Annotated in this window: 13 protein-coding genes; 11 read left to right on the top strand and 2 right to left on the bottom strand. The window is 62.8% G+C overall.

All coding sequences use genetic code 11. From position 1 onward, the window contains the following. Positions 1-122: 122 nt before the first annotated feature. Positions 123-1,478: an extracellular solute-binding protein gene (locus tag CO671_RS02080; RefSeq protein WP_097604142.1), complete on the bottom strand. Its 1,356-nt coding sequence runs from the start codon at positions 1,476-1,478 to the stop codon at positions 123-125. Positions 1,479-1,841: 363 nt separating this feature from the next. After that, positions 1,842-3,047 (bottom strand): ROK family transcriptional regulator, encoded by a 1,206-nt coding sequence (locus tag CO671_RS02075; RefSeq protein WP_097604141.1) that lies wholly within the window; start codon positions 3,045-3,047, stop codon positions 1,842-1,844. Between the two features lie 228 nt (positions 3,048-3,275). Between CO671_RS02075 and CO671_RS02070 the strand changes: the two genes are divergently transcribed. The 11 genes from CO671_RS02070 to CO671_RS02020 all read left to right on the top strand — a co-directional run bounded on the left by CO671_RS02070 (position 3,276) and on the right by CO671_RS02020 (position 13,919). Further along, positions 3,276-4,514, top strand: coding sequence for an extracellular solute-binding protein (locus tag CO671_RS02070; protein WP_097604140.1), 1,239 nt, complete (start codon positions 3,276-3,278; stop codon positions 4,512-4,514). A 74-nt stretch (positions 4,515-4,588) separates the two neighbouring features. Further along, the gene (locus CO671_RS02065; protein WP_097604139.1) at positions 4,589-5,473 is read left to right on the top strand and encodes a sugar ABC transporter permease; all 885 of its coding nucleotides are present in this window, start codon (positions 4,589-4,591) and stop codon (positions 5,471-5,473) included. Beyond that, positions 5,473-6,318, top strand: coding sequence for a carbohydrate ABC transporter permease (locus CO671_RS02060; protein WP_097604138.1), 846 nt, complete (start codon positions 5,473-5,475; stop codon positions 6,316-6,318). Before CO671_RS02065 ends, CO671_RS02060 begins: the two co-directional genes overlap by 1 nt. Then, positions 6,315-7,337 (top strand): SIS domain-containing protein, encoded by a 1,023-nt coding sequence (locus CO671_RS02055; RefSeq protein WP_097604137.1) that lies wholly within the window; start codon positions 6,315-6,317, stop codon positions 7,335-7,337. Before CO671_RS02060 ends, CO671_RS02055 begins: the two co-directional genes overlap by 4 nt. Beyond that, a complete protein-coding gene (locus tag CO671_RS02050; RefSeq protein ID WP_097604136.1) occupies positions 7,338-8,267 on the top strand; it encodes a PfkB family carbohydrate kinase in 930 nt (309 codons plus the stop codon). Next, positions 8,264-9,343 (top strand): sn-glycerol-3-phosphate ABC transporter ATP-binding protein UgpC, encoded by a 1,080-nt coding sequence (ugpC, locus tag CO671_RS02045; RefSeq protein WP_097604135.1) that lies wholly within the window; start codon positions 8,264-8,266, stop codon positions 9,341-9,343. The genes CO671_RS02050 and ugpC overlap by 4 nt, the downstream gene beginning before the upstream one ends. 301 nt (positions 9,344-9,644) lie before the next feature. After that, on the top strand, positions 9,645-10,145 hold the full coding sequence (locus tag CO671_RS02040) for an NADH-quinone oxidoreductase subunit J (protein WP_010029942.1): 501 nt from the start codon (positions 9,645-9,647) through the stop codon (positions 10,143-10,145). Beyond that, positions 10,145-10,447 carry an NADH-quinone oxidoreductase subunit NuoK gene (gene nuoK, locus CO671_RS02035; protein WP_010029941.1) on the top strand — a complete coding sequence of 101 codons (303 nt, stop codon included), beginning with the start codon at positions 10,145-10,147 and terminating at the stop codon, positions 10,445-10,447. The genes CO671_RS02040 and nuoK overlap by 1 nt, the downstream gene beginning before the upstream one ends. A 4-nt stretch (positions 10,448-10,451) precedes the next feature. Beyond that, entirely contained in the window at positions 10,452-11,915 is a 1,464-nt protein-coding gene (locus CO671_RS02030; protein WP_097604134.1) for a monovalent cation/H+ antiporter subunit D family protein, read from the top strand. Continuing rightward, complete coding sequence (locus tag CO671_RS02025) at positions 11,912-12,166, top strand: hypothetical protein (protein WP_097604133.1); 255 nt, start codon at positions 11,912-11,914, stop codon at positions 12,164-12,166. The genes CO671_RS02030 and CO671_RS02025 overlap by 4 nt, the downstream gene beginning before the upstream one ends. Next, entirely contained in the window at positions 12,159-13,919 is a 1,761-nt protein-coding gene (locus CO671_RS02020) for a Na(+)/H(+) antiporter subunit D (RefSeq protein ID WP_097604132.1), read from the top strand. Before CO671_RS02025 ends, CO671_RS02020 begins: the two co-directional genes overlap by 8 nt. Positions 13,920-13,926 lie beyond the last annotated feature (7 nt).

The raw sequence follows: 13,926 nt of genomic DNA, 5'->3' as shown, positions 1-13,926 counted from the left end.
TCGTTTTCGCCCTGGTTTGACTTCAGGCGCGGGCGGCAGCGCGCATCCGCGACTGGTTGGGAGAACTTACAAAGACGCACCCGGCACGCGTAAGGCGGGCCGGGTGCGGCTCAATCAGGCGATCAGGGGAGCTGAACGTTCTTGTAGGTCTGCTGGAAGCGGCGCAGGAGCTGGTTGCCGCGTTCGGCAGCAGAGTCGAGCGAGGCCTGGACGTCGGCATTGTTGACGAAGATCGCCTGTAGGCCGTTGGCGATCTCGGTGCGGACCTGTAGCAGGCCGCCGAGACGGATGCCCTTGGCGGCTGCGTCGCCAGCCGGGGAAGCGGTCAGGCTCTGAATGGCGAGTTCACGGCCGGAGTAAGGCGCCTTGTCGTAGAAGCCCTGCTTCTTCAGATATTCGAAGCCGGAGTTGCGAACCGGGATGTAGCCGGTAACGGTCGACCAGGTCAGAGCTTCTTCCGGCTTCGCGATGAAATTGAAGAAGGCAGCGGCAGCCTTGTACTCGGCGTCCGAATGACCCTTCAGAACCCAGAGCGAAGCGCCGCCGACATAGGAGCTGTGACGGGTTGCGTCACCATAGGTCGGGAGCATGGCAACGCCCCAGTTCATGCCCTGCTTGGCGGTGCGGCCGACATTGCCGTGGTCGCCGACCGAGGTCAGGATGACCTGGCAATCGCCGGCTGCGAAGGCTTCGACGAAGGTCTGGCCGACGGCCTTGTTCTTGATGACGGCGAGCTTGTTGTCGTACCAGGACTTGAGGTCCTTGATGTAGCTGACGAGAAGCGGGTTCTTGTTGAAGACCAGCTCGGCGTCGAGGCCTTCGAAACCGTTCTTCTTCGTGGCGATCGGCTCGCCGTTGACGGCTTCGAACTGCTCGATGTACTGCCAGACTTCGTTGCTGGAGATGTCGAAGGCGAGCGGGCATGCATAGCCGGCGTCCTTCAGAGCCTTGAAGTCCTCACCGGCTTCCTTCCAGGTCGCCGGAGCGTGGTCCTTGCCGATCTTGGCGAAGGCGTCCTTGTTCCAGTAGAGCAAAGCGGTCGAGGAGTTGAAGGGGAAGGAATACATCTCGCCCTTCGACGTGGCGTAGTAGCCTGATATACCCGAGAAATAATCGTTCCAGTCGACGGTGTAGCCCATGTCGGCCATCAGCTTGTTTGCCGGGTAGTAGGCGCCGGAAAGCATGATGTCGAGCGTGCCGGCGTCGGAAACCTGGGCGATGGTCGGCTGCTTGCCGGCGCGGAAGGCGGCGATGGTGTTCTGCAGGGAAGCGTCGTAGCTGCCCTGGCTGGTGCAGACGACTTCGTAGTCGGCCTGCGACTGGTTGAAGCGATCGCACTGTTCCTGGACACGCTTTGCGATGTCACCGGAATTACCGAACCAGAAGTCAATCTTGGTCTTTTCGGCGGCGGCAGCGGGGCCAGCAAGAAACGCTGTAGCGAGAAGGGCGCCAACGGCGCCGAGAAGCTTGGCTTGCATGAGAACCTCGAACGTAAAAGGGACGCGCACTTTCAGCGCACGCCCTATTAGCTGGTTCAAATTGCCGCGGCCAATGAATATTACATGACATGAAATGACCGAAATCCAGTCGTCACAAAATCGTCACACGGTTGTTGTTCACAACTCCTAGAGGAAATATTTAGATCAGCGCCGAGCGATCTGCAAATATATTTACAGATGCACGCATCTATATTCAGGAAAGTACAATTTCAAAGAGTATTTAATATTTACTAATATTTTGGAATAGCTCACCTATTCATTGCTCCGTCATATCGAAACTTGCAAAAAACGTCCTCGTTTTGCCGTTGCACTGCTGTGCAACGCCCGGTTTCAGCCCCTAAATTAGAGGGAATCCTTCAAAATTGCTGCAAAATGGGGGTCGAATGCGCGGCTGATCGGTCCGGCGGCAGCACCGAGCGCCACTGACCATGGATCGGCCATGCCGGGCTGCAGGCGCGGCAGCGTCCGGCCGCGCCGTTCGGCGATCGAGGGCAGCAGCGGGCCGATGGCGGCAATCAACCGGTTCACCAGCGCTTCGGGGGCGCTGCCGCAGAGGATCACCGTCTGCGGATCGAAGACCGTTTCGACGAGATGGATGCTCCAGCGCAGGTCCGCCGCCGCCGCTTCGATCCAGGTATCGATGCCTGGATCGCCCCTCGAGGCGAGGTCGTTGATGTGCGCATGCAGATCGGGATCGGCGGGATCGATCGACAGGTGCTGGTAGAGCGAGGCGAGCGAAGCGCGATGTTCGAGCGGCGTTGATTTGCCGTCGGCAAAGAGCAGCGCCATGCCGATCTCGCCGGCATTGCCGTTGGCGCCGCGATAGAGTTCGCCGTTCAGAATGAGGCCGGCGCCGATGCCGTAGCCGACGAACAGGCAAACGGCATGGTCGAGACCATGGGCGGCCCCCACCATACGCTCGGCAGTCGCGGCCGCCGCCGCATCGTTCTGCAGGCCGACATCGAGCCCGGTGCCGGCGGTCAGCGTTTCCAGCAGCGGAAACTTCTGCCAGGCCTCCATCATCCAGGGATCGTCGCCGCTGCCGGCGACGCCGAAGGGTCCGGGCATGGCGGCGCCGAGGCCGACCAGCCGCTTTTCCGATTGCTGGACGATCCCGGCAAGTTCTGCACGCACGCCGGCAACGAGATCGAGGATGACCTTCGTCCCTTCCGACGGGCCTCCGGCCGGGAGGCCGGCCTCATCGCGCACGAGAACATTGCCGACGAGATCGACGGCAACCGCCCGCGTCACATGCCGGTCGATCTGCAGGCCGATCGCGAAGGCGCCCTCGGGAACAAGCCGATAAGGCGTCGAGGGCTGGCCCCTGCCCTTCCGCACCGCCTCCTGCGAACTGACGAGACCGTCGCGCTCCAGCTCCTCGATGATATTGGACACTGTCTGCTTGGTCAGCCGCGTCGCCCGCGCCAGATCGGCGCGCGAGAGCGCACCGTTGATCCTCAAGGCATCGATCATCACACGCCTGTTATGCGCGCTGGTGCCTTCGTGATTGGTGCCGCTCTTGGCCCGGATCGGCCTGACGTCATTCATGTGCAATTGCCTCTTGACTCCAGTAGAATGTTGGCGAAGTAATAAGTCAAGACATTTGACTTAATAAGGGACCGTAGAGTTCCAGGGAACGCAGGAGCCCGCCCAGGGCCTCCAACGACGCTCCGAGATAACGGACCGGCACGGTTTTATGTCACGCGTGCCTTCTCGAAACCGATGGCGGAAAAACCGCCCTCGGCCATGCGTAAATGTCAAAAACTGGAGGCTGCAATGCTGAAATCCTTGAACAAGACGCTTTTGGGTGCGGCCTTGATCGGCGCATCCCTTGCCCCGCATGCTTTCGCCGAGACGACGCTGAACGCGCTGTTCATGGCGCAGGCCGCTTACAGCGAGGCCGATGTGCGCGCCATGACCGACGCTTTCGCCAAGGCGAACCCCGACATCAAGGTCAATCTCGAATTCGTTCCCTATGAGGGGTTGCACGACAAGACCGTGCTGGCGCAAGGTTCCGGTGGCGGTTACGACGTCGTCCTTTTCGACGTCATCTGGCCGGCCGAATACGCCACCAACAAGGTGCTGGTCGACGTCTCCTCCCGCATCACCGACGAGATGAAGAAGGGCGTGCTGCCGGGCGCCTGGACCACCGTGCAGTATGACGGCAAATATTACGGCATGCCCTGGATCCTCGACACCAAATATCTGTTCTACAACAAGGAAATCCTGGAGAAGGCCGGCATCAAGGCGCCGCCGAAGACCTGGGACGAGCTGGCCGAGCAGGCAAAGGCGATCAAGGACAAGGGCCTGCTTGCCACCCCGATCGCCTGGAGCTGGTCGCAGGCCGAAGCGGCAATCTGCGACTACACCACGCTGGTCAGCGCCTATGGCGGCGATCTTCTGAAGGACGGCAAACCTGCCTTCCAGAGCGGTGGCGGCCTTGATGCCCTGAAATATATGGTGGCCAGCTATACGTCAGGCCTGACCAATCCGAACTCCAAGGAGTTCCTGGAAGAGGACGTCCGCAAGGTCTTCCAGAACGGCGATGCCGCCTTCGCGCTCAACTGGACCTACATGTACAACATGGCCAACGATCCGAAGGACAGCAAGGTCGCGGGCAAGGTCGGCGTCGTGCCGGCGCCGGGCGTCGCCGGCAAGAGCGAGGCTTCGGCCGTCAACGGCTCGATGGGCCTCGGCATCACCTCGGCCAGCGAGCATCCCGACGAGGCCTGGAAATACATCACCTTCATGACCTCGCAGGCCACACAGAACGCCTACGCCAAGCTCAGCCTGCCGATCTGGGCCTCCTCCTATGAGGATGCTGGTGTCACCAAGGGCCAGGAAGAGCTGATTTCCGCTGCAAAAATCGGTCTTGCCGCCATGTATCCGCGCCCGACGACGCCGAAATATCAGGAGCTTTCGACGGCGCTGCAGCAGGCGATCCAGGAATCGCTGCTCGGCCAATCCACGCCTGAGGACGCGCTGAAGTCGGCCGCCGAAAACAGCGGCCTCTGAGCCCGGCATGAACCCCGGGCGGCGCCTGCCGTCGCCCGGCCTCCCAAACCTGTGAATGAAGAAGGGTCGCCTCGATGTCGGGCACATGGCTGACAACCCGCGCGTGGCTTTTGATGCTGCCGCTTCTCGTGGTCATGATCTCAGTCATCGGCTGGCCGCTCATCGATACCGTCGGCCTCTCCTTCACCGATGCGAAGCTCGTCGGCACCGGCGGCAATTTCGTCGGCATCGACAATTACGTGAAGATGCTCTCCGGCTCGAGTTTCCAGCGCACGCTCGTCACGACAGCCTGGTTTGCGATCGTCTCGGTCGCCGCCGAAATGGTGATCGGCGTGCTTGCCGCGCTGCTACTGAACCAGCAGTTCCGCGGCCGCACCGCACTGCGCGCCCTGATGATCCTGCCCTGGGCGCTGCCGACCGTGGTCAACGCCACACTCTGGCGGCTGATCTACAATCCGGAATACGGTGCGCTCAACGCCGCGCTGACGCAGCTCGGCCTGCTCGACGCCTATCGCTCCTGGCTCGGCGAGCCCGGCACGGCGCTCGCCTCCCTCATCGTCGCCGACTGCTGGAAGAATTTTCCGCTGGTGGCGCTGATCGCGCTTGCCGCACTCCAGGCCGTGCCGCGCGATATCACCGCCGCCTCCCTCGTCGACGGCGCCGGCCCCTTCGCCCGCTTCCGCTTCGTCATCCTGCCCTATCTCGCCGGCCCGCTGATGGTGGCGCTGGTGCTGCGCACGATCGAAGCCTTCAAGGTATTCGACATCATCTGGGTCATGACCCGCGGCGGCCCGGCCAACAGTACCCGCACGCTGTCGATCCTCGTCTACCAGGAAGCCTTCTCCTTCCAGCGGGCAGGTTCGGGCGCGTCGCTGGCCTTGATCGTCACGCTGCTGGTGACGCTGCTCGCCGTCGGCTACGCCGCCCTGGTGCGCAAGACCGCCGGGAGTGCCGCCTGATGGAACGTCAAAGCCCGCTCTTTTCCGCTTTCATTCATCTTTGCGCGCTGCTGCTTGCCGCCGTCATCCTGGCGCCGATCCTCTGGCTCTTCATCATGAGCATCTCGCCGGCCGCCGACCTTGCGGCAAAGCCGCTGCGCTGGTGGCCGCAGGCGGCGGATTTCTCGCGATACCAGCTCTTGCTGTCGACACTGGAAAACAGCGCTGGCGCCGCCTTCACCTCTTCGCTGCGCAACAGCATCGAGGTGGCCGGCATGGCGACCATCGCCGCCATCGCGCTCGCTATTCCGGCCGGCTGGGCAGTGTCGCGCACGCCTTCGGTCGGCTGGTCACTGTCGATGGTGATCGCCACCTACATGCTGCCGCCGGTGGCGCTCGCCGTGCCGCTCTATATGAGTCTCTCCCATCTCGGCATGCTGAACAACGTCTTCGGCCTCGCCCTCGTTTATCTCACCATCTTGGCGCCGTTCACCACCTGGCTGATGAAATCGGGCTTCGATTCCATCCCGCGCGAGATCGAATCCGCCGCGATGATCGACGGTGCCGGCCTGTTCCAGACGCTGAGGATCATCACGCTGCCGCTCGCAGCCCCCGTAGTCGCGACATCGAGCCTCTTCGCATTCCTGCTGGCCTGGGACGAATTCTTCTATGCGCTGCTCTTCACCTCGGACCAGCGCGCCAAGACGCTGACCGTCGCCATTGCTGATCTCGCGGGCGGGCGCGTTTCCGATTACGGACTGATCGCCACGGCAGGCGTGCTCGCCGCCCTGCCCCCGGTGCTGATCGGTCTCGTCATGCAACGCGCCCTGATTTCAGGGCTCACCAGCGGCGGCGTCAAGGGATGAACATGACAACACAAAGAAACCGGCCCGCCGGACTTGCGGCGATCGACCGCGAGATGGCGCGCCAGCACGCCGATGCGCTCGCCTCTTATGAAGCCGCGGCGCCGATGGCGGCAAGAGCCGCCGCCTCGCTTGAGAAAACCGGCCGGCTTCTTCTGCTCGGCATGGGCGGTTCGCATGCGGTCAACCGCGCGGTCGAGCCGCTCTACCGTGGGCTCGGCATCGATGCCGTCGCCCTGCCGCTCTCCGAACAGCTCGGCCAGCCGCTGCCGATCGCCGGCAGGACAATCTTCGTCACCTCACAATCCGGCGAAAGCGCCGAAGTCCTGCGCTGGTTCGACGAGACCGGCGGCACGGAGGAAACCTTCGGCCTGACACTTGAAGGCAGCTCTTTCCTTGCCAAAACCGCCCCGCCGCTGGTCGGCAGCGGCGGCACAGAGCTTGCCTTTGCCGCAACCCGCAGCCTGACAGTGACCTTCGCCCTGCATCTCGCGATCTTGGCTGCCCTCGGCGAGGATCCCGCGGCCGCACTTGCCGTCCTCAAGGCGCCCGAAGACCATGACATCTCAGCGGCACTCTCCGCCCTGGAAAACGTCGTGACCGTCGTTACCTCGGGCCGCCGCCTGCAAGGTGTCGCCGAGGCATTAGCCCTCGGGTTGACGGAGCTTTCGCGCCGCCCCTGCTTCTCGCTCGAAGGCGGCCAGCTGCGCCATGGCCCGATGGAGATGCTGGGGCCGGAGATCGGCGTCGTGCTGTTCCGCGGCCTCGACGAGACGGCCGGCCTCGTCACCGCCATGGCGGTGTCCGCCGTCGAGACCGGCGCGCCTGTCATCCTGTTCGACGCCTCGAGCGAAGCCCCCGTCACCGGGGCGGCGACGATCCGTTTTGCGCCGGCGACGGGCCTTGCCGCGATCTTCGCCATGCTGCCGGTTGCCCAACGGCTAATGATCGCCTTTGCCGAAACCCGCGTGGACAATGCCGGAACGCCGGTCCGTTCCACCAAGATTACCCGGAGTGAATGAATGCGGCCGCTTGCAGTCATCGGCAACGTCAATGTCGATCTCATCCTCGGACCGGCCGCCCCCTGGCCGAAGGCCGGCACGGAAATCATCGTCGATCATGACGAGCTGAGAGTTGGTGGATCGGCAGGCAACACCGCTCTCGCCTGGCAGGCGCTCGGCATCGAATTCGAGATCGCCGCCAATATCGGCAGCGACCAGTTCGGCCGCTGGCTGGCGGAAGCCTTCGGCTGGCGTTCCGAGAAGTGGCCGGTGCGCCCCGAGAAAACGACGCTTTCCGTCGGCATCACCCATCCGGACGGCGAGCGTACTTTCTTCACGACGACCGGCCACCTGCCGCGCTTCAGCCTCGCCGACGTCTTCGCCGTCATCGACGGCGAAAGACTGCGCGGCGGTTACGCGCTTCTCTGCGGCGGCTTTCTGACCGACGACCTGGCTAGCGAATATGACGCTTTCTTCGACTGGGCCGACAGCCACGACATCATCGTCGCACTCGATACCGGCTGGCCGCTCGACGGCTGGACGCAAGAAAATTGCGCCGCCGCCCGCGCCTGGCTTTCGCGCAGCGGCATTGCGCTCCTGAACGAGGTCGAGACGACGACGCTTGCCGGCATCGCCGATCCTATCGAAGCCGCCCGTGAGATCAGGTCGCATATGCCGGAGGGCGCTATCGTCGTCGTCAAGCGCGGCCCGGACGGCGCCATCGCCATCGGGCCGGACGGCCTGCCGGCGTCGGTGCCTGCACCCGTCGTCAAGGTCGTCGATACGATCGGCGCCGGCGATGTCTTCAACGCCGGCTTCCTGGCAGCATTGGCGGATAGCAAGCCGCTGGCTTCTTGCCTGGCGGCTGGGACACAAGTCGCCTCGCGCGCCATTTCCACCCTTCCCCGCAGCTATGGTGAGCCATCGTCTCCTCAGGAGGCCGTGTCATGAGCGCGCTCGACATCGAAAACATCCGCAAGACCTATGGCGAGGTGGAGACGCTGAAAGGCATCGACATTTCGCTGGAAAGCGGCGAGTTCCTCGTGCTGCTCGGCTCCTCCGGCTGCGGCAAGTCCACCCTGCTCAACATCATTGCCGGCCTTGCCGAGGCGACGAGCGGCGACGTCAGGATCGGCAGGCGTTCGGTGCTTGGCGTGCACCCGAAAGACCGCGACATCGCCATGGTCTTTCAATCCTACGCGCTCTATCCCAATCTGACGGTGCACCGGAACATCGGCTTCGGCTTGGAAATGCGGAAGGTCCCGGCGCCCGAGCGCGACAAGGCCGTGCGCGATGCCGCCAAGCTCCTGCAGATCGAAAACCTCCTCGACCGCAAACCGAGCCAGCTCTCCGGCGGTCAGCGCCAGCGCGTGGCGATCGGCCGCGCGCTGGTGCGCAAGCCCGAGGTCTTCCTGTTCGACGAACCGCTCTCCAATCTCGACGCCAAGCTGCGCATGGAGATGCGCACCGAGATCAAGCGGCTGCATCAGATGCTGAAGACCACGGTGGTCTATGTCACCCATGACCAGATCGAGGCGATGACGCTGGCAAGCCGCATCGCCGTCATGCGCGACGGCCGCATCGAGCAGCTGGGCACACCTGAGGAAATCTACAATCATCCGGCAACGCTCTATGTCGCCACCTTCGTCGGCGCGCCGCCGATGAACCTGCTGAAAGCGACAGTGCGCGATGGCCGGCTAGCGATTGCAGGTTCCGATGCCAGCCTGCCCCTGCCGACCCGCTTCGCCGAAGCCGCCGTCAATGGCCGCGAACTCATCCTCGGCATCCGCCCCGAGGCCCTTCGCACGGACGGCCCCGGCCCGTCGCTCGAGGCAAGCCTGGAGGTCGCCGAGCTGACCGGCCCGGAACTCGTCGTCACCGCCCTTGCCGGAAATCAGCGGCTGATGGCCTGTTTGCCGCCGCGCACGCCGATCCGGGACAACGAAACGCTCACCCTCTTCTTCGACGAGGAGGCGATGCATCTCTTCGATCCGCAAACCGGTCTCAGCTGTTTTCGCGAGGGATAAGGACGATGCGTCCTTCCTCGAGAAAATGAAGTCTTTGTGCCAGAGACCCGCACTGCGGACTATTTCTTTGGTTGCGGGGGCGTGAAACCACGGAGACTTGTAATTTCGGGCGAGTAACCGGTGTTATTGGAAGTAGTTTCTCACTACACCGTAACCAAACTCGGTACCGACAGGCTCGACAATAACCTTGTGAAAAATCCGATACTAAGGCACAATTTGCGAACGCATCTGAAGTTGCGGCGCGATCTCAGAGCCGGCTATCTCGCGCCGAGTGACAGTTCGCGTCGGAGGGTCGGCGTCGATGGATCAGGGGTTCTTTCTTCTGTTCGCTGCGGTGTCCGTGATCACCGCCCTGACGGTGGTCCTGGCGCGGAATCCGGTTCACAGCGCATTGGCGTTGATGGCGTGTTTCCTCAATATCTCGGCCATCTTCGTCTTGCTCGAGGCGCCGTTCCTCGCGGTCATCCAGATCTTTGTCTATGTCGGCGCGATCATGGTCCTGTTCCTGTTCGTGATCATGATGATCGATGTGCGCGAAGCGGTGTTGCAGCGGTTCTTGCCGGGCGGCAACCTGTCGGCTCTGGTGCTGGTCGGCCTGCTTGGGGTCGAGATGCTTGTGCTGGTGCTCTGGAGTAACCGCTTTTCGGTCATCGAACCTGTCGCCATGCGCGGCGGCGATCAGATCAGGCAGCTCAGCACGACACTTTTCGCCGACTATCTCCTGCCGTTTGAAATCGCCTCCGTGATCCTTTTGGCGGCCCTGATCGGCGCCATCGTGCTGGCGCGGAAGGAGCAGGAGTGATGGTTCCGCTCTGGTGGTATATTGTGCTTGGAGTGGTCCTGTTCGTGATCGGAGCAGCGGGTGTACTGATCAGGCGCAATATTCTGGTGGTGCTCATGTCGCTGGAGCTTTTACTCAACTCGGTCAATATCAACTTCATCGCTTTCGGGCATTACTACGACGATTTCCGCGGGCAGATCTTCGCGATCTTCGTCATCGCAATCACCGCGGCGGAGGTTGCCGTCGCCCTCGGTATCCTGGTCGCCCTCGTGAGGAACAAGTCCACCCTCAAGGTCGACGACGTGACCATGATGAAAGGATAGCGGTTTGGACCCGGTGATATCGATCCGGCCGCTGCTTGCCGTTGCCGTCGCAGGTCTGGCGGCCCTTGCGATTCTCCTTCTGAACAACCGCGAGAAACTCCGCGATGTCGTCTCGCCGTTGGCCGCGATCGCCATGTTCGCGATTGTCGCCTCGATGGCGCCCACCGTGCTGGCGGGCGGGACGATCGATTTGCGCCTGTTCGAGATCCTGCCGGGGATTGACTTCGCTTTCCGGGTCGATGCGCTCGGCATGGTGTTTGCCACCGTCTCGTCGCTGCTGTGGATCGTGGCTGCGATCTATTCCATCGGCTATATGCGGCACTTGAACGAGCACGCGCAGACCCGGTTCTTCGCCTGCTTCGCCAGCAGTCTGGCCGCCGCGGCCGGGGGTGCGTTCGCCGCCAATCTGTTTACGCTGGTGATCTTCTACGAGGTGCTCAGTCTCGTTACCTATCCCCTCGTCTACCACCACGAGGACGAGCAAGGATGGACGGGCAGCCGCAAGTACATCGTCTATCTGATGGGCGCGTCGAAAAGCGTGCTGCTCGCCGCGCTGGCGCTGACCTACCACATTGCCGGGTCGCTCGACTTTGTGACGGGCGGGCTGCTGGCGGGAGCTGATGCCTCCGCGCTGCTGCTGACGGTCGTTTATTTCTGCTATCTCTTTGGCTTCGCCAAGGCCGCGGTGATGCCGATGCACGCCTGGCTGCCTGCCGCGATGGTGGCTCCGACACCGGTCAGCGCGCTCCTGCATGCGGTGGCCGTGGTCAAGATGGGCGTGTTCTGCGTGCTGCGAGTGGTCTTCCATGTCTTCGGCGTCGAGCTGGTGGGGAAGCTGGGCCTTGGTATCGCCACGGCCTATCTGGTTTCGTTCACGATCCTCATGGCGTCGGTCTACGCCCTCACGCGGGACGACCTGAAGGCGAGGCTCGCCTACTCGACCGTCAGCCAACTCTCCTACATCGTGCTGGGCGCGGTTCTGTTGTCGCCGGTCGCGATGGTCGGCGGGATCGTTCACATCGCGGCGCATGCGTTCTCCAAGATCACGCTCTTTTTCTGCGCCGGTTCAATCTATTGCGCATCTGGCAAGCGCAACATCAGCGATATGGCTGGGATCGGCCGCAGGCTGCCCTGGACGATGGCGGCGTTCTTCGTCGGCTCGCTCGGCATGATCGGGGTGCCGCTGACCGCGGGCTTCGTCAGCAAGTGGTATCTGGCACGGGGTTCGGTGGAGGCCGGGGAGATCCCATTCCTGATCGTGCTCCTCATAAGTTCCGTCCTGAACGCCGCCTATTTCCTGCCAATCAGCTATCTCGCCTTTTTCGGGACGGAGGCACAGGAGAGCCCCGCGACGGTTCGGGAAATTCCGATGGTCACGATCCCGCTGGTCGCGACCGCCATCCTGTCGGTGCTGATGGGCATCTTCCCCGGCTATTTCGTCACCTTGGCGGACGGAGTGGTCAGATGATCAAGCGCGTGGTCGATTTCTTTGGTGCCGAAGAATATGCGCAGCAGCGGCGCCGGCTGTTCTATCTGGCGCTCGTTCTTATCGTCATCGCCGACTTTCTGGTTCCCCGCGAACACGCCGAATACCTGTGGGACCGCCTGCCGGGCTGGTCGGCCGTCTACGGCTTCGGCTCCTGCGTGCTGCTCATCTTCGTTTCCAAGTTTCTCGGCCATCGTGCTGGGCTGATGCGGCGCGAGGATTACTATGACTGACTTCATCCATCCGGCCCTGCTCTTCATTCTCGGCGCTCTGCCGATCCCATTCCTCAGTGGATCGATCCGCAAGGCTTATCTGTTGCTGGTCCCGGCGTTGGCGATCTTCGCCGTGATTACGATGCAGCCGGGCAACTACGGCGCGGCGTCGTTCCTCGGGCAGCAAATCCAGGTCGCGAAAGTCGACAAGCTGAGCAGCGTCTTCGCCACGGTTTTCACCATCATGGCTCTGATCGGGACGGTCTACGCGCTGCACTTGCCTCGCCCCGGCCAGCACGTCGCTGCGTTCGTCTACGTCGGAAGCGCGCTCGGCGTGGTATTCGCCGGCGACTACCTGACGCTATACCTGTTCTGGGAAGGCATGGCGTTTGCCTCTGCCTATCTCGTCTTCGCACAGGGCGGCCGGCAAGCGATCAGCGCCGGGTTCCGGTATCTCATGGTCCATATCACCGGCGGCGTCGTCCTGCTTGGCGGCATCATTCTCTACGGGCTTTCAACAGGCTCGCTACTCCTAGGCCCGATCGAGGGGGGGATGGGCGCCGGCGCCTACCTGATCCTTGCCGGGTTCCTTCTGAACGCCGCCGTGCCGCCGCTCAACGCCTGGCTGACCGACGCTTACCCTGAGGCAACCGTCACCGGGGCGGTATTCATGAGCGCCTTCACCACCAAGACCGCCGTTTATGTGCTGGCGCGCGCATTTCCGGGAACCGAGCTTCTCGTTTGGCTCGGCATCGCGATGGCGCTTTACGGCGTCATCTATGCAGTATTGGAGAACGACTGCCGGCGCCTGTTGGCCTATCACATCGTCAGCCAGGTGGGTTATATGGTGGCAGGCGTCGGTATCGGGACCGAGATGGCTGTCAACGGCGCCACCAGCCATGCCTTCGCGCATATCCTCTACAAGGCGCTTCTGTTCATGGGTGCCGGGGCAGTGATCTACGTCACCGGCCGTCGCAAGCTCACCGAGCTTGGCGGACTCTACAAGACCATGCCGCTGACCGTGGCGCTCTACATGGTCGGCGCCTTCGCGATCTCGGCATTTCCCTTCTTCTCGGGCTTCGTCACCAAATCGATGGTGATCGCCGCTGCCGGACAGGATCATCGGGCGTTGGTGGTGCTGGCGCTGACAATGGCATCGTCGGGGACCTTCCTGCACACGGGCTTGAAGCTGCCGTATTACATGTTTTTCGGCACCGACCGGAAACTGGAGGCGCGGGAGCCGCCGCGCAACATGCTGGTCGCCATGGGAATGGCGGCGGTGCTTTGCATTGCGATCGGAGTGTTCCCGCAGCCGCTTTATGCGCTTCTGCCCTATCCGGTCGACTTCGAACCTTACACTGGCCTCCATGTCACGGAGAGCCTCGGCGTGCTGATGTTCACTGCCTTCGGGTTCGTGCTGTTCCTGCGGGCGCTCGACCCAGAAAAGACCATCAGCATCGACACCGACTGGTTCTATCGCAAGGGCGCGCGGGTCTTCATGTGGCTCGCCGAACGACCGCTGGCGCGATACGAGAAGGCGGTGAGCGACGTGTCCGAAACCGCGGCGCTGCCCCTGCTGTATGGGGCGGCACGGGCGGGATTGCGGATCGATCTGACCGGGGTGGACGCTGTCGTGAACGGCGTTGCCCGCTCGATCCTGCGCGGCGGCGGGCGGCTTCGGCAACTCCAGACCGGCGTCGTGACCCATTACGTGCTGGCGATGATCGTCGGTGTGATCGCGGCCACCGCCATCTTCGCCGTGGCGTGGCGGTAGGGGGTCC

Origin of the sequence: Rhizobium sp. M10 (assembly GCF_002531955.1) — a bacterium.
GTDB lineage: Bacteria > Pseudomonadota > Alphaproteobacteria > Rhizobiales > Rhizobiaceae > Rhizobium > Rhizobium etli_C.
Note: the sequence above shows the minus strand (reverse complement) of the source record. Positions and strands in the feature narration are given on the sequence as shown.